Source organism: Pseudomonas hygromyciniae (assembly GCF_016925675.1).
Lineage (GTDB): Bacteria > Pseudomonadota > Gammaproteobacteria > Pseudomonadales > Pseudomonadaceae > Aquipseudomonas > Aquipseudomonas hygromyciniae.
Genome location: NZ_CP070506.1, coordinates 2,286,373 through 2,304,869, shown reverse-complemented (window position 1 = coordinate 2,304,869; position 18,497 = coordinate 2,286,373). Strand labels below are relative to the sequence as shown.

At 62.0% G+C, this 18,497-nt stretch carries 13 protein-coding genes, 3 pseudogenes and 1 riboswitch; of the genes and pseudogenes, 6 read left to right on the top strand and 10 right to left on the bottom strand.

What is annotated here, in order from left to right; translation table 11 throughout:
• Positions 1-8 precede the first annotated feature (8 nt).
• From JTY93_RS10085 to JTY93_RS10075, 3 genes are all read right to left on the bottom strand, one after another.
• Positions 9-425 carry an SRPBCC family protein gene (locus tag JTY93_RS10085; RefSeq protein ID WP_104912077.1) on the bottom strand — a complete coding sequence of 139 codons (417 nt, stop codon included), beginning with the start codon at positions 423-425 and terminating at the stop codon, positions 9-11.
• A 70-nt stretch (positions 426-495) separates the two neighbouring features.
• Complete coding sequence (locus JTY93_RS10080) at positions 496-951, bottom strand: DMT family transporter (protein ID WP_169996508.1); 456 nt, start codon at positions 949-951, stop codon at positions 496-498.
• 4 nt (positions 952-955) lie between these two features.
• A complete protein-coding gene (locus tag JTY93_RS10075) occupies positions 956-1,432 on the bottom strand; it encodes a DMT family transporter (protein WP_169996510.1) in 477 nt (158 codons plus the stop codon).
• Positions 1,433-1,548: 116 nt separating this feature from the next.
• On the opposite strand from JTY93_RS10075, the pseudogene JTY93_RS10070 reads away from it, so the two are divergent.
• A pseudogene (locus tag JTY93_RS10070) lies at positions 1,549-2,482 on the top strand (LysR family transcriptional regulator).
• Position 2,483: 1 nt separating this feature from the next.
• Here JTY93_RS10070 and JTY93_RS10065 read toward each other — a convergent pair.
• Together JTY93_RS10065 and JTY93_RS10060 are read right to left on the bottom strand one after the other, a co-directional pair.
• Positions 2,484-3,803: an Nramp family divalent metal transporter gene (locus JTY93_RS10065; RefSeq protein WP_205476319.1), complete on the bottom strand. Its 1,320-nt coding sequence runs from the start codon at positions 3,801-3,803 to the stop codon at positions 2,484-2,486.
• 113 nt (positions 3,804-3,916) lie between these two features.
• Positions 3,917-5,492, bottom strand: a pseudogene (locus JTY93_RS10060) (DUF726 domain-containing protein).
• 181 nt (positions 5,493-5,673) lie between these two features.
• Here JTY93_RS10060 and JTY93_RS10055 point away from each other — a divergent pair.
• Positions 5,674-7,482: a monovalent cation:proton antiporter-2 (CPA2) family protein gene (locus tag JTY93_RS10055; protein ID WP_205519004.1), complete on the top strand. Its 1,809-nt coding sequence runs from the start codon at positions 5,674-5,676 to the stop codon at positions 7,480-7,482.
• A gap of 73 nt (positions 7,483-7,555) precedes the next feature.
• A complete protein-coding gene (locus tag JTY93_RS10050) occupies positions 7,556-8,140 on the top strand; it encodes a DcrB/PsbP domain-containing protein (protein ID WP_205476316.1) in 585 nt (194 codons plus the stop codon).
• Positions 8,141-8,291: 151 nt separating this feature from the next.
• Here the strand turns inward: JTY93_RS10050 and cobF are convergent, their stop codons facing one another.
• Both cobF and JTY93_RS10040 read right to left on the bottom strand, forming a co-directional pair.
• Entirely contained in the window at positions 8,292-9,047 is a 756-nt protein-coding gene (cobF, locus tag JTY93_RS10045; protein WP_205476315.1) for a precorrin-6A synthase (deacetylating), read from the bottom strand.
• A gap of 47 nt (positions 9,048-9,094) precedes the next feature.
• Positions 9,095-9,646, bottom strand: coding sequence for a histidine phosphatase family protein (locus JTY93_RS10040; protein ID WP_205476337.1), 552 nt, complete (start codon positions 9,644-9,646; stop codon positions 9,095-9,097).
• 102 nt (positions 9,647-9,748) lie between these two features.
• Positions 9,749-9,953: riboswitch (cobalamin riboswitch) on the top strand.
• 92 nt (positions 9,954-10,045) lie between these two features.
• Here JTY93_RS10040 and JTY93_RS10035 point away from each other — a divergent pair.
• The 3 genes and pseudogenes from JTY93_RS10035 to JTY93_RS10025 all read left to right on the top strand — a co-directional run bounded on the left by JTY93_RS10035 (position 10,046) and on the right by JTY93_RS10025 (position 13,260).
• The gene (locus tag JTY93_RS10035) at positions 10,046-11,986 is read left to right on the top strand and encodes a TonB-dependent receptor plug domain-containing protein (protein ID WP_205476314.1); all 1,941 of its coding nucleotides are present in this window, start codon (positions 10,046-10,048) and stop codon (positions 11,984-11,986) included.
• Complete coding sequence (locus JTY93_RS10030; RefSeq protein WP_205476313.1) at positions 11,986-12,345, top strand: (2Fe-2S) ferredoxin domain-containing protein; 360 nt, start codon at positions 11,986-11,988, stop codon at positions 12,343-12,345. The genes JTY93_RS10035 and JTY93_RS10030 overlap by 1 nt, the downstream gene beginning before the upstream one ends.
• Positions 12,342-13,260 (top strand): annotated as a pseudogene (locus JTY93_RS10025) (ABC transporter substrate-binding protein). Before JTY93_RS10030 ends, JTY93_RS10025 begins: the two are co-directional and overlap by 4 nt.
• A gap of 195 nt (positions 13,261-13,455) precedes the next feature.
• Here the strand turns inward: JTY93_RS10025 and JTY93_RS10020 are convergent.
• From JTY93_RS10020 to JTY93_RS10010, 3 genes are all read right to left on the bottom strand, one after another.
• Positions 13,456-13,887, bottom strand: coding sequence for a chemotaxis protein CheY (locus JTY93_RS10020; protein ID WP_205476311.1), 432 nt, complete (start codon positions 13,885-13,887; stop codon positions 13,456-13,458).
• 121 nt (positions 13,888-14,008) lie between these two features.
• Positions 14,009-17,647 carry a transporter substrate-binding domain-containing protein gene (locus JTY93_RS10015; protein ID WP_205476310.1) on the bottom strand — a complete coding sequence of 1,213 codons (3,639 nt, stop codon included), beginning with the start codon at positions 17,645-17,647 and terminating at the stop codon, positions 14,009-14,011.
• Position 17,648: 1 nt separating this feature from the next.
• Positions 17,649-18,275, bottom strand: a complete 627-nt coding sequence (locus JTY93_RS10010) for a response regulator transcription factor (RefSeq protein WP_169996537.1) — start codon at positions 18,273-18,275, stop codon at positions 17,649-17,651.
• Between the last annotated feature and the right edge of the window lie 222 nt (positions 18,276-18,497).

Sequence of the window (18,497 nt, the reverse complement as noted above, 5' to 3'; positions counted from 1 at the left end):
TGTGGCAATCAGGCCGGGAAGTTTTTACGCAGGGCCTCGACGCCGCCGGTGTAAACGCCGCTGAACAGCTCTTCAACCTCTGCATCGGTCACACCGGCAATCGGGGTAAACACGCCCGACCAGGTGACTTTGGCCGAGTGCTCGCCCAGCGCTTCGACCTGCAATGTCGCCAGATACGCACTGACCGGAAACGGCGACTCACTGATGGTGTAGCTGTAGGTGCGCGCCGCGTTATCAAAGGTCTGCAAATGCTCGACCACCACCGCGCCATCCACGGTCTTCAAGTGACGCACACGCCCGCCTTCGCCCGGCTCGCTCTTGGCAATCAGCGGCAACCAATCGGGCAACGAGTTGAACCCACCGACCAGTTGCCAGACTTGATCGGCCGAGACCGGGATTTCAATGACAGCAGCTGCTTTGGCCACGATAAAACTCCACGATAGGGGGAAAAGTCAGGCAGCTTACGCTGCCTGTCGACGCTAGCGCCATTCGCCGTTAATCAACCTGGCGCGTACTGCTGCGATACATGAATACCAAGGCCAACGCCAGACACGCCATTGCCAGCACCCGGCTGGCAGACAGCTCGATGGCGGTGTTGCCCATCCAGCCGAAGTTATCGATCAGCATGCCCATGGCCAGTTGGCCGACGATCACCGCCACCGTCGCCACCGCCGTGCCCACGATCGGTACCGCACCGACCATCACCATCATGTACACCACACCGAACAACGCCCCGGTCAATTGCCACTTGGGCACCTCGAGCAGGCTCACGGCCTGGGCCGGTTCGAAGAACAGAATCAACAGGCCGGTCACCAGCGTGCCTACCGCAAACGTCACCAGGCTGCTGCGCAGCACGCCGACAGTTTGCCCCAGGCGCCCATTGATCGCCGCTTGCACACTCAACACCGCGCCGGCGGCAACCACCAGCACCAACAATAGAATCAGATTCATCGCCTTAACCCCGCGCAATCAAAACAAGAGCCACCACAATCAACAGCAGCGCCATCCAGCGTTCACCGTTGACCCGCTTGCGGGCGGTGCCAAACCAGCCAAAGTGGTCGATCAGCACGCTCTTGCCGACCTGGCCGGAGAGGATCGCAATCATGGTCATGGCAATCCCGATATGGGGCGTGGCCAGGGTCAGCACCACCACATACATCGGCCCAAGAAAGCCCCCGATCAGTTGCCAGCGCGGCAGTTCGTTGAGGGCCGGACCTTTTTGCGGGCCGCTGAACAGCAGCAGCAACAGGAGGATTGCCGTGCCCACCCCGAAGATGCTCAAGGTGGCCCATAAGTGCCCTACCTGAGCGCCCAGGGGCCCCAACAGGCCGGCTTCCACCGACAGGCCCATGCCCGCCAGGATCACCAGCGGCAACAGCAGCAGGCCTAGTCGGTGCTTGGGGCGCGCGGCCTCGAGCGAAGAAGTTTGCATACACCACCTACACGTCAGAGAAGAACAATGGCGCGCATTATCCGGTAGCCCTGCTGTGCGATAAATGGGAGCATGCCGACAACACCTTTGCGCAATGCGCACAGCACGGAGTGATCATGCAGGGCTTCAACGAGTTGAGTTTCAAGGCGCTGCGTCTGTTTGTGGCGGTGCTCGACCACGGCAGTTTCTCTGAAGTCGCACGCCGCGAGGGCCTGGCGCCCTCCTCCATTTCCCGGCAGATCCAGTTGATGGAACAGGCCCTGAGCCAGCAATTGCTCTACCGGCACACCCGTGCGGTCAGCCCCACGGAAGCCGGGCGTTTGCTCGGGCATCATGCGCGCCTGATGCTGCAACAACTGGAAGAGGCCGGGCAGGCCCTGCAAGAACAGGAAAGCGAACCCAGCGGCCTGGTGCGGATCAATGCGCCCATGGTGTTCGGCCAGCGGCACCTGTCGCCCTGGCTGGCCGAGTTGTGCCAGCGTTATCCCAAGCTGCAACTGGATATCCAGCAGACCGACACCTACGTCGACCCCCTACAGGAAGGCGCCGACCTGCTGTTCCGTATCGGCGTGCTCAACGATTCCGGGATGCAGGCGCGCATTTTTGCGCCCCAGCGCTACCGGATCGCCGCCAGCCCCGAGTACCTGGCGCGCTGCGGCACGCCGCGCCATCCCGATGAGCTGCTCAACCACCAGTGTCTGGCGTACAAGGGCGTGAACGGCCAGCAACGTTGGTTCTTTCGCCACGAACAGGGCGACTGGGCGCCCTACACGGTCAAGGGCCCGATCACCGGCAACCACGCCGACACCCTGGCACGCGCTGCCGAACAAGGCCTGGGGTTCGTGGTGTTTCCTTCCTGGCTGATCGGCGACAGCCTGCGCGCCGGGCGTTTGCAGGCGGTACTGACCGACTACGAAGTGGCAACCACCCTGGAGCCGCAGCAGATTGCCGCCCCTGTGGCCCGGCAGCCGGCGGTTGTCGGTGAAGGTACGCACGGTCATCGACTTTTTTGTCGAACGCTTCGGCAGCGTGCCCTACTGGGACCGCTGAATCAGAACAGCCACTGGCCGATCAACCAGGCATTGGCGCCGCTGATCACGCTGAACAGACTCCAGGCCAGGATCCGGGTGGGCAGGCGATTGACGAACGGCCCCATCAATTGCCGGTCGCCGGTCATGCGGATCAGCGGGTACAAGGCAAAGGGCAACTGCAGGCTGAGCACCACCTGGCTGAGGACCAGCAATTTGCCAATGGCATCGTCACCCATCAACCACACCCCGAGGAACGCCGGGATCAGCGCCAGGCCACGGGTGATCAGGCGGCGTTGCCAGCAGGGAATCCGCAGGTTGAGGTAGCCCTCCATGATCACCTGGCCGGCGATGGTGCCGGTGAAGGTCGAGCTTTGCCCGGACGCCAGCAAGGCAATGCCGAACAGGATGCTGGCAAACGCACCGCCCACCAGCGGGTCCAGCAGGTGGTAGGCGTCCTGGATTTCGACCACCTCGGTATGGCCGCTCTGGTGGAACGCCGCAGCCGCCAGCACCAGGATCGCCGAGTTGACCAGCAGGGCCAGGGCCAGGGAGCCGATGGTATCGATGCGTGCGAGCTTGACCGCGTCCTGGCGGCTGGCCAGGTCCTTGCCGAACAGGCGGGTTTGCACAATCGAGGTGTGCAGGTACAGGTTATGGGGCATCACGGTGGCCCCGAGAATGCCGATGGCCAGATAGAGCGGCGCCGCATCACTGATCGCCGAGAGGGACGGCGTGAAACCGCGCATGACATCCGGCCAATAAGGCTTGATCAACACCAGTTCGACGAAGAAACACACACCGATGGTCGCCACCAGCGCCAGCATGATCGCTTCCAGGCGCCGGAAGCCACGGTTTTGCAGAGCCAGGATCAGCAGCGTGTCAAAGGCGGTGATGACAATGCCGGTGGTCAGCGACACCCCCAGCAGCAGGTGGAACGCCAGGGCGCAGCCGAGCACTTCGGCCAGGTCGGTGGCGATGATCGAGATTTCCGCCAGCACCCATTGGGTGCGCGCTGAACGCTGGCTGTAGCGTTCGCGGCACAACTGCGCCAGGTCCTTGCCGGTGGCGATGCCCAGCCGCGAACACAGGCACTGCACCGCCATCCCCGCCAGGCTGGCGAGCAACACCACAAACAGCAAGTTGTAGCCGTAGCGCGACCCGGCCTCGATGGCCGTGGCCCAGTTGCCAGGGTCCATGTAGCCAATGGAGATCAGCAGGCCAGGGCCGGCAAACTGCAGCACCCGTTTGAAAAACGGCGCACGGGGATCGACGGGGATGGTGCCCGCCACTTCCGGTGGGCAGAACGGTGCGGTGGCAATTTTCGGCAGGCTGAATTTCACGTTGGGTACCAGGCAAATATATGGGTATCGGTGTTACCGGTGGCGAGGGGGCTTGTCCCCCGCTGGGCTGCGCAGCAGCCCCAAAACCTGCTATCTCGGTCTATCTGACAAATCTAGGTGAGGCTTACTGGGGCTGCTACGCAGCCCAACGGGGGACAAGCCCCCTCGCCACGGAGATCAAACGCCTCGACCACCTGCATCACCAGATCCATTTCCTGATTCAGCGCCTCACGTTCCATACGCTGGCGAATCACTCCCAGCACCAGCACCGCCAGGGTAGTGATGGAATACGCCGGCCCCGAAAACGCCCGCACCCCGCTCACCAGCAGCATAGCCGCCGCCAACGCCTGCCCCACCACCGGAATCGCCGTGGCCGCACCGCGCCGCACAATGAACCCGGTCAAACCGGCCAGCGCCGTGCCGCTCAAGGCCGTGGTGGCCGAACGGCCGACATCGAATCGGTTGAAAAAGCCCTGCTCCTTTTGCGCCGCGGCCCTGAGTTCGGCCTCGAACACCGCGCGGTCGGCCAGGCTGAGTTTGTCTTTGTACTGCTCGATCAGGGTTTCGGCGACCCGCTCTTCCAGGGTCACCAGGGCCACGCTGTCGATGGGCTGGTCAAACTTCAGACCAACGCGCAGGGCCACATCCTGGGCCAACTGGCGATAACTCACCCCCATGCCCACGGGCCAGGTTCATAAAGCTGTCACCGCCCATGCGCTGCAACTCGATGGCGAGGCGCAATGGGTCGCGCACCTGGGCATCGATGGTCGCACTGCGCTTGGCGGCCATCAGTTCGGCGAGAAACTGCAACTCAGGCGCCCGGGCCTGACGCAGCACCGGCAACAGGTCCACGTCTTCTTCGGCAAAGCGCACCTCGGCGCTGCGCTGGTCGGCACGGATCATGCCGCGGCGTTCGTGCAGCAAGTCGGTGTACTGCACCACGGTCTTCAACTGCGGCCAGTAGGCGGCGTGATCGAAGGTGACCAGATGCACGTTGGTCACTTTGCCCTTGAGGGACGGGGTCAGGGGAATGGCGTAACGGCCAATGCAGCGCTCGGCATCGGGCTTGAGCGCCAGGGCCCAGTCCTTGCTGGAATGACAGTTGATCACCCGCCCCTTGAGCGGCGCCGAGACCTGCTCCCAGGGGCTGGAGGTGCAAATCGCGCCGCCCATCAACAACAGGTGATTGAGCGGCAGCTCCCGGGCCAGCTCCGGGTTGGCCAGCAAGCTCTTGACCAGCAGGCGAGCGCCCAGGGAATGGCCGATCAGGTTGATCTGGCGCACCTCGATCGACTCGGCATGCAGGTAGTTGGCCAGCTCCTCCAGCAGCGTCCTGGCCACTTCGTCCACCCGCGCCTCGACACTTTTGTAGTGGTCGAGAAAATAGCCCACCGCCTTGCCCAGGCCCACGGTCGCCGCGCCCAGGGTGCCGCCGCCGAGCATCGAGGCAATGATGTCCTTGAAGGGGGCGAACAGGTTTTCCAGGAAATGCCCGGCCGGCCAGAACAGCATCAGGTTGGTCGAGCCTTCGATCCCCGCCAGTTGCGCCTGGAAACTGGCCAACTGTTGCTGGTTGAAAAACGCGGAATAACCATGGACATAGAGATTGAGCACCTGCCCCTGGGGCTCGCCGCACAGCACGAACGAGGGCTTGCGGGTGCGGTGCATTTCATCCCACTGATGTTGCATGAGGCGCTGGCTCTTGGTGACGGCGGAGGGCGATAGTAACAGCGTGGATGGCTGTCGACAGCAACCTACTGATGACCGAGCCACCCGCTGGCCATGGTTTAGTAAAAATTCAGATTCAAAATCGCCAAACCGCGTTCTAATAGCGCCCTATCGATTCGCCTCAAAGATCCTGGAGTAAGCGATGCCCCATGAAGGCAACCTGTTACAAGCGGCCGTGGTGTTCCTGTTGGCCGCCGTACTGACCGTCCCCCTGGCCAAGCGCCTGCAATTGGGGGCGGTGCTGGGCTATCTGTTCGCCGGTGTGATCATCGGCCCTTCGGTACTGGGCCTGGTGGGCAACCCGCAAAGCGTCGCGCAGTTCTCCGAGCTGGGCGTGGTGTTGTTGCTGTTCATCATTGGCCTGGAACTGTCGCCCAAACGCCTGTGGGTGATGCGCAAGGCGGTGTTTGGCGTAGGCCTGGCGCAAGTGTTGTTGACCGCCATGGTGATGGGCGCAGTGGCGCTCTGGGCATTTGGCCAGTCATGGAACAGCGCGATTGTGCTGGGTCTGGGGCTGGCGCTGTCCTCCACTGCCTTCGGCCTGCAAAGCCTGGCCGAACGCAAGGAGCTGAACAGCCCCCACGGACGCCTGGCCTTTGCGATCCTGCTGTTCCAGGACATCGCGGCGATCCCACTGATTGCCATGGTGCCGCTGCTGGCCGGCAGCGACCACACCACCACCGCCGCCCAGGACCTGAACCACGGTTTGCAGGTATTGGGCAGCATCGCCGTGGTGATCATCGGCGGTCGCTACTTGCTGCGCCCGGTGTTTCGCATCGTCGCCAAGACCGGCCTTCGCGAAGTATCCACCGCCACCGCGCTGCTGGTGGTGATCGGCACGGCCTGGCTGATGGAACTGGTGGGGGTGTCCATGGCCCTCGGCGCGTTCCTCGCCGGCCTGCTGCTGGCCGACTCCGAATACCGCCACGAGCTGGAATCACAAATCGAGCCGTTCAAAGGCCTGTTGCTGGGGCTGTTCTTTATCAGCGTGGGCATGGGCGCCAATATCGGCCTGTTGTTAAGCACGCCCTTTGTGGTGCTGGGGCTGACCCTGCTGCTGATCGCTATCAAGTTGCCGCTGCTGTACGCGGTCGGGCAGATGGTCGGCGAACTCAACCGCGAGAGCGCAGTGCGCCTGGGTGTGGTGCTGGCGGCCGGTGGTGAGTTTGCCTTCGTGGTGTTCAAGATCGGCCGCGACCAGGGCCTGTTCGCTCCGCACCTGTACGACGTGTTAGTGCTGACCATCACCCTGTCGATGGCCCTCACCCCGCTGCTGTTGCTGCTGTGCCCCAAGCTGTTTCGACCCAAGACCAAACCGGTGGAAGTGCCAGAAGAGTACCGCGCCATCGAGAGCGACGCGCCCCGGGTGGTGATCGCGGGCATGGGCCGTATGGGCCAGATCGTGGCGCGGATCCTGCGGGCCCAGAACATCTCGTTTATCGCCCTCGACACCTCGGTGGAAACCATCGAGCTGACCCGCAGTTTCGGCGGCATGCCGGTGTTTTACGGTGATCCCCAGCGCCCGGAAATCCTGCATGCCGCGAAGGTCGACCAGGCCGAGTACGTGGTCATCGCCATGGATGACCCGGAAATCAACATCAAGACCGCCGAGCTGGTGCGCAACCTCTACCCGCACATGAAAATCATCGCCCGTGCCCGTAACCGCCAGCACGTGCATCGTCTGGTGGACCTGGACGCGTCACCGGTGCGCGAAACTTTCTACTCCAGCCTGGAAATGAGCCGCCGCACCTTGGTCGGCCTGGGCCTGAGCGAGGCCCAGGCCGATGCGCGGATCAACCGCTTCAAGCATCACGACCTGCAACTGCTGACCGCCCAGCACGCGGTGTATGACGATGCAGCCAAGGTGATGCAGTCGGCCCAGGAATCCCGTGCCGAACTGGCCCGTTTGTTTGAAATGGACCGCCTTGAGGAAGAGTCCGGGAAGGTCTGAGGATGGACCTGAACGAAATTGCGAATTTTCTGACAGAATATGCCGCAATTTCGTTCACCCATTGGAAGACCTCATGCTCAGCCTCAGCAAAACCGCCGCCCGCCTGGCCCTGGCGCTGACCGTCAGCCTGGGCGCCAGCCCGCTGTTCGCGGCCGCCAAGCCGGCCGCAGCGCCGCCGGATGACTTCCAGATCGTCTCGACCCTGGACGGCAAGTTCACGTTCACCCTGCCCAAAGGCTATGTCGCCGACGCCTTGCCCCCAGGCGCACAAGCCCAGGGCACCGCTGGCGCCAACGGCACGATGTATATCAACCAGGCGACAAAAAGCGTGGTGGTGGTGGCCCAGACCTTGCGCAATGACGGCATCGACCTGCAGGACAACGAACCGCAGTTTCTTGATAGCGCGGTTGAAGGTTTCCTAAAGGACGTAGGCACCAGCCTGCCGGACTACAAAAAACTGGCGCAGAAGAAACTGCTGATCAAGGGCGTGGGCCTGCGCCAGGTCGATGGCACCGCCAAAATGGGCGGCGGCAAGACCTTGAACTCGACCTTCCTCGCCGGCTCTGGCAACCGGTTGCTGGTGATCCAGGCCATTTCCCGGGCGGACGATGTGAAGGGGCATGAGTTGCTGGTAAGGCAGATCACCAGCGGCAAATAACCCCGCCAGGTCAAACAACAAACATCCAATGTGGGAGCGGGCTTGCTCGCGAAAGCGGTGTGTCAGTCAATACATCGACTGACTGATCCGCCGCTTTCGCGAGCAAGCCCGCTCCCACATTTTTTTGATTGCATTCCAACAGCCAGAACGCCTAAGGCTTGCGCAGCAGGTAAGTATCCATGATCCAGCCATTGGCCTCGCGCGCCGCCTTGCGCACGCGCTCGATTTCCCCGGCCACTTCGGCCACCTTGCCGCTGATCAGGATTTCATCCGGCGTACCCAGGTAAGCGCCCCAGTAGATGTCCATCTGCTGATCCGCGCTCCGGTAAGAGTCCTCGGCATCCAGCATCACCACCAGCGTATCGGCATCACTGGCCTGCCCCGCCGCCAGCCGGCGCCCGGTGGTGATCTCGATGGAGCGGCCGATGCGGTTCAATGGCACCTTATGCTGGGCCGCCAGAACCTGGACGCTGGTGATCCCGGGGATGACCTCGAACTCAAACACGCAGCTGCCACTGGCCAGGATCGCCTGCAGGATACGGATCGTGCTGTCGTACAACGCCGGATCGCCCCAAGCCAGGAAAGCGCCCACTTCACCGTCGGCCATGTGTTCGTTGATCATCCGCTCGAACGTCTGCTGCTTGTCGCGGTTCAGATCCTGCACCGCCGTGGTGTAGTCGATCTCGCCGCGCACACGCTCGGGGCAGTCGGCTTCGACAAAGCGGTAGGCATGCCCGGCGTCGATATAGGTCTGGCAGATTTCCCGGCGCAGGTCGATCAGCTTGTCCTTGCTCTGGCCCTTGTCCATCAGGAAAAACACGTCGGTGCGGTTAAGCGCTTTCACCGCCTGCATCGTGATGTAGTCGGGGTTGCCGGCGCCAATGCCGATGATCAGGATTTTTTTCATGGGGGTGTTCTCTGTGCGGGGCCGGGATTTTGCCATGTTCGCGCCGATCAGGTCTTGTGCGTTTCCAGGCGCAGACGCCAGACGTTGTTGAAGTGCAGTTCGGTGGACGACAGCGGCTCCACATCAATCAGGTAAAACATAGCGATGGGTGCTTGCATGACATGAAGCAAAGCGGCACGAATCACCGATGGGTGCGTCACCGCCAGCACATGGCCGGGCTGCGCTGTGAGGTTTTCCAGCCACTGGCTGACGCGCTCGCACAACTGCAGCACTGACTCGCCACAATGAGGCGCGCTGGCGCTGTCGGTGAGCCAGGTCGTCAGTTCGTCGCGGTCGATGTCATTGATATCCAGGCCGCGCCAATGACCGACATCCATATCGCGCAACCCGTCATCAATCGTCGCGTGCTCACCGAACAGCGTCGCCGTTTGCCGGGTCCTGGTCTCAGGCCCGCACAACAGGCGTGGCGCTTTTTTGAAACGTGCGGCCAGACTCAAGGGCGACGGCGGCGTTTCCAAGGCTTCATCAAGGGCGAAATGCCCACGCTTTTGCGCACGTGTCGCACCATGGCAAATCAGCGTCAATCGGGTGCTCTGCATGGACGTGCGGCTCTGGTGATCAAGCGAAGCAAACATATTACAACGATCCAGACCCACCGGTTCGACCACTAGAGAAGTTGACCAACGGTTGCTGGAATGTTCAGATGCCGCCCTGTTTCAGGTGCCTCATGCCGCCGTGCATGGGGTGAAACGGGAAACCGGTACGCTCGATCGAGCAAGTCCGGTGCTGCCCCCGCAACGGTATTCGCGTGACCCCTTCGACACACCACTGTGGCTAGAACGCCATGGGAAGGTGAAGGGTTCGATACGCGAGAGCCCGGAGACCGGCCTGGAATTTCTGTTTGGCAAAATCCTGCGGTGGGCGGGCATGGGCCGGTATTGGCGTGTGCTCGATACCTTCTCCTGCGTGCTTCTGCGAAGATACTTTTCGAGAAGACTATGATTTTTCAACGCGGCGTCACTTCTGGCCCAACCTTGCTGTTGGGTTGTCTGTTCAGTCCCCTGCTACTCGCTGACAATAGCGCCCTGGAACTCAAGGCACAGACCGTTTCCGCGCCGTCGGTGGAATCCACCACCGTCGCCGACATGGCCCAATACGGCAGCAAAGTCGAGATCGTCACCCGCGAACAGATCGAACGCGCCGGCCCCAGTGCCGATATCACGCGGGCGATGCAGATGTTCATCCCCGGTTTCTACGTGGCCCCGAAAAACGGCCCGTTCGACTACGGCACCTATTCCCTGTTGGGCGGGCGCAATGACGACACCCTGATCCTGCTCGACGGCGTACGCCTGAACAACCGCCTGTACGGTGGCCTGTACCTGGATACCTTGCCGGCCAACGCCGTGGAACGCATCGAAGTGCTCAAGGGCGGCCAGAGCCTGCTGTTCGGCACCCAGGCCGTGGCGGGGGTCATCAACATCGTCACCCGCAGCCCGCAGACGCGCGACGTATCCGGCGAAACCAACCTGGGCGTCGATACCTTTGGCGGTACCACCGGCGACGCCCGGGCCGAGCGAATTTTCAGCAATGGCCTGGGCGACCTGGGCTTGCTGGCCTATGTCAGCCATAACGTGTCCGAGGGCTACCAGCCGTTTCGCAACCGCGACATGAGCAACGTCACTGACAAGAAACGCTCCTACGAAGTCACCACACTCGGCGCCAAGGCCATCCAGTCCTTGGGCGATGACTCGCGCCTGGAGCTGTTTTACCAGTACACCGACGCCAACCTGGACTTCGCCCGCGCCACCCACAACCGCAAGACCACCAACGACCGCGTGCAGCAAATTGCCACGGCGACCTTCGAACAGAGCATCAACGAGCGGCTGAGCTACTTCGTCAAGGGCCATATCAACGACTGGGATACCCGCTACTCACGGATCAACAACACCGCCAACGGCGGCACCGTGGTGCGCAATCACAACGACTACTGGGGCTTTACCGACTGGGGCGTGCAGGCCGAAGGCAAGGCCGAGCTTGCGGGCGGCCATGTGCTGGTGTTCGGTTCCGACAACCAGTGGTTCAAGGGCCAGGACGACGTGCTGGTCATCGATAACAACAAGGCCGAAGCCCACGCCTTGTACACCCAGTTGCGCCCGCAGATCGACGCCCTGCCCGACTGGCACCCGAGCCTTGGCGTGCGCCACGAAACCATGAGCGGCGGCGACAGCGCCACAGTCGGCATGCTCACCTCGCTCTACGACCTCAACGCCAACTGGGCCCTGCGCGGCCAGTACGGTACGGCCTACAAGCTGCCCAATGCCGAGCAACTGTTCGTCAACGAACCCGGCGACGAGCTCGGCAACCGCAACCTCAAGCCGGAGAAAAGCCGCAACGCCGAGCTGGGCCTGGACTACAAGGGCCTGCTGGCCGACCGCGAGTTCAGCGCCAGCGTGACCCTGTTCAAGCGCAAGATCACCGACTTGATTACCCTGGACGCTATCCAGTGGGTCAACGGCCAGGGCCAGATCCAGGTGCGCGGCTTCGAAGCCGATGCCAAGTGGGCGCTCAACGAGCAGTGGAGCCTGCAGGCGGACATGACCCGCAACCTGACCGAGTCGCGTGCCGGGGTGACCATCAATGATGTGCCGAGCTTCTTCGCCCGCTCGCGGGTGGGGTTCGAATCACAGAATCGCCTGTGGGGCGCCGGCGCGGCCATCCGCTATATCCACGATGTGATCAGCTCGAAAAGAGTCGAATACGGCCACTATTCGGTGGTGGACGCCGACGCCTATCGCTACCTCGACAACGCCCACCAGCACCGCGTAAGCCTGCTGGTAGAAAACCTGTTCGACCGAGACTACGTCACCAGCCGCTCCAGCAATGTCGACAACCTGGGCCGACCGTTCACCTCTGAGGTGCGTTACACGTATCGCTTCTGATGACTGAAATCAGCCAAATCGACGGGGTGGACACCCACCCCGACTGGTCCCATATCCCTGAGCATGCCCGCCATGTGCTGCTGTGTACTGGCCCGCGCTGCACCCAGCGGGGCGCCTTGCAGCTATGGAAAACCCTGCGCCGACGTCTCTTGGAGCACCAGCGCATCGAAGTGCCCGGCGGCGTATTGCTGACGCGCACCCATTGCCAGTTCCCGTGCAACCTGGGGCCGGTGCTCACGGTCTACCCGGAGCGCTGCTGGTATGGGATACACAGCAAGGCCGATGCCGTGCGCCTGGTGGATGTGCATCTGGTGGGCGGTGAAGTGGTCGAAGAACTGTTGATCCGGGAGCGCCCATGAAACGCCTGGGAGGGTTGGCCATCGCCCTGCTGTGCAGTGCGTCGGCCCTGGCGGACGGCTATCGCAATTGCCAGCAGGATTGGCAACTGCCCCATACGCCGCCGTCGCGCATCGTCGCCCTGAACCAGCACGCCGCCGATATGCTGCTGGCCCTGGGCGCCGGCCCGGCACTGGTGGGTGTGGCGTACCTGGATGACAACGGCGCCGCGCATCAGCAGGGTAAGTACTTGGGTGTACCGGTCATTGCCCCGCGCTACCCAGCCAGCGAGGTGCTATATGGGCAACGCCCGGATTTGGTGGTGGGCGGTTTTGCCACGGCCTTTGGCAACGGCATCACCTCGCGTACCGGGCTGGCCGGCAATGGTGTGGGCTCGTATCTGCTGGAGTCGGCCTGTGCCGGGCGCTCCCTGGACTACTTCGGGCACATTCGCACCGACCTGCTGACCCTGGGCAACCTGCTGCACAAACCGCAGCGGGCCCGCGAACTGATTGACACTTTGGACGCCGACCTGGCCAGCGCCCAGGCACTGGCCAAGCCGGCAAAACCCTTGTCGGTGTTTTACCTCGACAGTGAAGTCAGCGGCCTGGACAGCGAGGGTCGGCAAGGTTTCGTCACCGCCCTGCTGGCTGCGGCCGGTGCTCGTAACCTGTTAGCCGGGATCAATCAATACCGGGTCACGGTCAGCAGCGAGACGTTATTGATGAGCGACCCGGACGTGATTCTGCTGGCCGATGCCGTATGGTCCCCGGCCAGCCGCAAACGCCAGTTGCTGACCCGCGACCCGGTGCTGTCGCGCCTGCGGGCCGTGCGGGAAAACCGCATGCTCGATATCCCGTTTACCCACCTGGTGCCCAATGTCGGCAGCGGCAAAGGTGGTGCTGGACCTGGCCCGTCAACTCGACGCGCTGCGGTGAGAGGGCTGTTGTGGTTCGCAGGGGCGCTCACAAGCAAAACGAGGCGGCCTGACAGCCGACCTGCCGCCATCGCAGCATCGCAGGCAAGCCAGCTCCCACAGGGGAATGCAGCTTCGCACTCTGGCTCTGCTTTTGATCTCAGGCGCACCTTCAAACCACGATGGCCGCAGGCAGGTATTACGCAATGGGACTGAGCTAAACCACCGGGCTGCGCGCCAGTTCCCGCAGCCACGGCAAGACCCGCAAGCCGCTGGCCGGCGACGGCGGGTCGATGATGTCCATGAAGTGTTCCAGGGTGACGCTGTCGGGCGATCCCGGCAAACGCACCAGAACCAGGGGCGCCAGGGAGGACGTTGGCTTCAGGTCCTGGTCGTCATAGACCAGCACATGGCGCACCTGCTGTTGCTGCGCCAGCGCCAACGCTCTGCCCGCGCTGGCAGCCAGGCCCGCATGAATAATCAGCACATCGAAGGGCTCGGCCGGGATGTCGGTGAGGATCAGCACTTCCTCAAAAGTCTGCACCGGGACGATCCGGTAGTAGCCCAACTGGTTGAGCATTTTTTCGATGTGCAGCCGTTGCAGGTGCTGTTCATCAGCGATCAGGATGGTCAGTGCTTTGGTGGGCATGGCAAGTCCCTGAGCAGGTCGCGCTCGTGGCAAGAAGGAGCGCGCTACTGTTCCAGACATAATTGGACTACAAAATCAGCGGAGTTCCCCCTACTCGTAGGATTTCTCCCAAATCCTACATTTATGCATGATCGCAGTAGTCGGTCAGGGCCTGATGCAACTGGTCAATGGCTTGCTGCACGCTCGCCACCGCAGCGGCCAATGCCTGAGGGTCGCGCCGTTCACAGGCGGCTTCCAGCGCCTCACAGTGGCTGACCAATGCCTGGGCCGAGACCAGACGCGCCCCGCCCTTGGTGCGGTGAGCCAGGTCATGCAACTGGGCGTAGTCGTGTTTTTTGGGCAGTTCCTGCAATAGCGGGCGGTCGGCGGCAAGGCTCTCGAGCAGCGGTGCCAGCAACTCCTTGATGGCGCCCACGTCAGAGCCGGTCAACTTCATCAACCGACTCAAATCCACCCCAGGCACCGCGCCAACCTCAACCCCGGCCTGGACCGACGGCATGGCGGTACGTGGCGCAAGCGCCGCATGCAGGTCCTCCAGCCCCGTGGGCTTGAACAGGCAACCATCCATCCCTGCCGCCAGGCAACGCTCCGTTTCTTCGGGCTGGGCGTTGGCGGTGAAACCCAGCAACAGGCACGGCGCCAATCCCCGGGCACGCTCATCGGCACGGATTTCCCGTGCCAGGTCATAGCCATTTTTCAGCGGCATATTGCAGTCTGTGATCACCCCGTCGAAACGCTCGGCATGCCAGCGCTCCAGGCCTTCCACACCATCGGTGGCGGTAGTGATGCGGTGCCCCAGGAAGCTCAGTTGCCGGGTCAGCAATTGGCGGTTGGCAGGGTAGTCATCCACCACCAGGATGTTCAATGCGCGGGCGGGCGGCGCGTCCAATGCAGCCGGCTCATGATAGGCGCAGGTGCTGGACGCCACCGCCAGTGGCAGCGTGACTTCTACACGGGTCCCCTGCCCCAGTCGGCTGCTCAACTTCAGTTGGCCGCCCATCATTTCACACAGGCTGCGACTAATCACCAGCCCCAGGCCAGAGCCACTGCGTGCCGACTGGTCGGTATTGCGCCCCTGGACAAACGGATTGAACAGCCGCGCCTGGTCCTCGACGCTGATCCCCACCCCGCTGTCTTCCACCACCAGCCGCAGGGTCACGTAGCCATTGGCGACTGCCGGCGAGCCTCTGGCGCACAAATGCACATGGCCCTTGGCAGTAAACTTGATGGCATTGCTCAACAAATTGGAGACCACCTGTTTGAAGCGCAGCGGATCGATCATCACATAACGGTCCACCAAAGGGTCCAGATCCACCTTCAGCATCAGGCCCTTGGACCGTGCCAACCCTTCGAAGATACGGGCCACCGAGGCCAGCAGCTCCCGCGGGTTCGACGGTTCCAGGGTCAGGGACAAGTGGCCGGATTCGATCCGGGCAATGTCGAGAATGTCGCCGATCAACTCCAGCATGGCGCGCGAAGCATCGGAGGCCACCGCCAGGGCGTCGTGGTCGATGCGGCCCTGCTCGGCGTTTTTCAGCGCCAACTCGATCATGCCGATCACCGCATTCATCGGCGTGCGGATCTCGTGACTCATGGTCGCCAGGAACGTGGTCTTGGCCCGGTTGGCGGCGTCGGCCCCTTCCTTGGCCTCTTGCAACTGCCCCAGCAAGCGCTGGCGTTCGCTGACGTCCACCCAGCCGGCAATCATCCCTACTACTTTTTCGTCACCGTCGCGGTAAGGCAGCATCCAGTGATAAATGGTCAGGGTCGCCCCGCCCGGCACCTTGAGCACACGGTCATGGATCTGCGGCTCTCCACGTTCCATCAGGCGCAAGTAGTCTTCGTGGTAGGACTGGGCCTGGGGGTGATTGCCGGTGTCGGTCTCGACCACGGTCTTGCCGATCACATCTTCGAGCCGGAAGCCGAACACATTGAGGTAGGCACTGTTGCACGCCATCAACCGGCCCAGGCGGTCCCGCACGTAGATCGGGTGCGGCGTACCGTCGATCAACACGCTCATAAAGCGCATCTGGTCGCTCAGCGCGCGCTCGGCCTGGCCACGTTTGCGAATCAGGCTGCGCAGGTAAATGGCCCAACCCAGGGTAATCGCCAACAGCAGCGCTGCCACTGAGAACCCCTGGATAATTGTGTTGCGGTGGCGCAGCCAGTAACTGTCATCAATCACCACTTCGCTACGCCAATGATTGGTCAACTCGTCCATTTCCTGGGGCGTGATACTCAAGAGCGCCTTGTCCAGGATCGAGTACAACTCCAATTGACCGCGCCCCACGCCAAAGGTCACTCGCGCGGGCTGCGAGCCGACGGTGCTGGTGATGCGCAGGCGATCCCGGTAGTGCTGGGCAATGATGTAGCGCGCAATAATCAGCGCATTGACCGTGCCATCCGCCGCGCCACTGACGACCAACTCCATGGCCTGCGCGGAATCCTCGGCGTCCACCAGTTGGATATCGGGATACTCGCGGCTGATGATCTCGCGCTGGACGCTGCCGCGGATCACCGCCAGGCGCTTGCCGGCCATGTCCTCGATGGTGATCGGACGGCTGCCATCGTCGCGCGAGATCAGCACAAACGGGTTGTTCAGGTACGGGCGGGTAAAGCGGATCAGGTCCTCACGATCCACGCTCGGGGTAATGAACGCGATCATATCCGCGCTGCCCTCGCTGACCTGGCTGACTTGACGGGGCAGTGACTGACCACGCACCACATCGAACTTCAGACCGGTGCGCAAGCTGATCTGGGCCAGCACCTCGGCGCTCAAGCCTTGCAATTGCCCGTGGTCATTGAAAAAAGACAAGGGCTGAAATTTGTCGAGTGCCGTCACCTTGACCCGTGGGTGCTTGTCCAGCCAACGCTGCTCACTGGCACTCAGGCGCAGGCGCTCGCGGCCAATGACCCCCAGGTTGCCAGAACTCCAGCGCCGCAGGATCTCCATCTGCTCATTGGCCGGAATCATCTCCAACGCCGCATTGAAGATATTCAACAAGTCTGAATTTTCCTCGGCGAACGCGAACGCGAAGGGGTTGACCTCCAGGCTGGAAAAGTCAGCCATGCGCACGTTATTGAGGTGGTTTTTGTTAATCAGATAGTTGGAGCTGATCGCATCGCCCAGATACACATCCGCCTGGCCGAAGGCAACGGCACCAATCGCCTCGAAGGTCGACGAATAGAGCTGCAACGAGGCGTTGGCGTAATAGGACGCCACCGTATTGGCCGGCATGTAGTGATAAAGCATCGCCAGACGCTTGCCATCAAGCTCGCCGCTCAGGGCCTGGCTGTCTCCGACACGCGTCACCAGGGTCGGCTGATCGTTGGCGTACGGGCGCGAAAGCTTCAAATGCGGATCCGCCGCCTCGTAGCCATTGGCCGTGCCCAGGAAGTCGACGTCACCACGCTTGAGGGCATCGATGACCTCATCCCGGTGCTCGTAGCGCTGGACCTGGATGGTCACGTTCAACATCTGCGCGATCAATGACGCGTAATCGGCGGTGATCCCCTCCAGCTCGTCGTTGTTGTTCGTCAGATCGAAAGGGGCATAGTCGGGGGCGGACACGCCCATGACCAGGGTGCGGCGCTCGCGCAGCCACCGCCAGTCCGCTTCTTTGAGGTGCACCTGCGCAGCATCTAGACTCGAGTGCCCCAACAGTTGCAGTTGCTGTGGCGCACCCAGCGCCACGTTGATAGTGAGTGACAGGCTCGCCAGCCAGAGTACCGCGAGCCACTTGCCCAAAGACGTCGGCATGTCAGATCAGATGATTACGCTGGGCGAACTTGGACAGATGAACCACCGAAGACATACGCAACTTCTCCTTCAACCGTGTTTTGTAAGTGCTGATGGTCTTGTGACTCAGCAGCATGTCCTCGGCGATCTCCTTGTTGCCCAGGCCCAACGCCAGCTTCTGCAGTACCGTCAGTTCCCGGTCCGAAAGCGCCTCGACCAGTTGCAGTTCCGTGGTCTGCAAGTCGTCCTTGCGCACGGAGCTGGTCGGCAGGCTGGGGAAACAGCTGTAGTTGGACATGACTGCCTTAATGGCCTTCTGCAACTCATCCAATTCACCGGTTTTCGCGACAAACCCCATCGCCCCGGCACGCATGCAACGAGCCGAGAAAAATACCGCCAGATACGAGGTCAGGACCAAAATCTTGCAGGGCAGGCCCAAAGTCTTGATCCGGCTTATCACCTCCAGCCCGCCCAATTTGGGCATCGCCAAGTCCAGAATGATCAGGTCAGGTCGTTCCTCCCTGGCAATCTGTAAGGCATCAGCCCCGTTGCCAGCCTCGAAAATTTTCTCGAAGCCCTCCTGGCGCAACAGGTACCTGACAGTTGCACGAATGAACGGATGATCATCCACGATTAATGCTTTGCTCATGCGACTCCCTGGAAAGACACCACCGATTAGTTGCATTACTGGCGCACTTCCACTGTTTGAGGCGCCAATACCTTTACACATCGCACGAAACCCCTGTACCTGTGAAAAGTAACAGTTCCGACCAGCGGCACTGTCTACACAGAACGTTTCAACGGAACCTGGCTAGGTGCAACGGCGCAACATTAACAACGCAACGATGCCTTAGCCGAAGGGAAAATCCGG

Coding starts and splice junctions, on each gene's coding strand:
- JTY93_RS10080 (WP_169996508.1), bottom strand. CDS start 951: ATGAATCTGATTCTATTGTTGGTGCTGGTGGTTGCCGCCGGCGCGGTG.
- JTY93_RS10075 (WP_169996510.1), bottom strand. CDS start 1,432: ATGCAAACTTCTTCGCTCGAGGCCGCGCGCCCCAAGCACCGACTAGGC.
- JTY93_RS10055 (WP_205519004.1), top strand. CDS start 5,674: ATGCCCCATGAAGGCAACCTGTTACAAGCGGCCGTGGTGTTCCTGTTG.
- JTY93_RS10050 (WP_205476316.1), top strand. CDS start 7,556: ATGCTCAGCCTCAGCAAAACCGCCGCCCGCCTGGCCCTGGCGCTGACC.
- cobF (WP_205476315.1), bottom strand. CDS start 9,047: ATGAAAAAAATCCTGATCATCGGCATTGGCGCCGGCAACCCCGACTAC.
- JTY93_RS10040 (WP_205476337.1), bottom strand. CDS start 9,646: ATGCAGAGCACCCGATTGACGCTGATTTGCCATGGTGCGACACGTGCG.
- JTY93_RS10035 (WP_205476314.1), top strand. CDS start 10,046: ATGATTTTTCAACGCGGCGTCACTTCTGGCCCAACCTTGCTGTTGGGT.
- JTY93_RS10030 (WP_205476313.1), top strand. CDS start 11,986: ATGACTGAAATCAGCCAAATCGACGGGGTGGACACCCACCCCGACTGG.
- JTY93_RS10020 (WP_205476311.1), bottom strand. CDS start 13,887: ATGCCCACCAAAGCACTGACCATCCTGATCGCTGATGAACAGCACCTG.
- JTY93_RS10015 (WP_205476310.1), bottom strand. CDS start 17,647: ATGCCGACGTCTTTGGGCAAGTGGCTCGCGGTACTCTGGCTGGCGAGC.
- JTY93_RS10010 (WP_169996537.1), bottom strand. CDS start 18,275: ATGAGCAAAGCATTAATCGTGGATGATCATCCGTTCATTCGTGCAACT.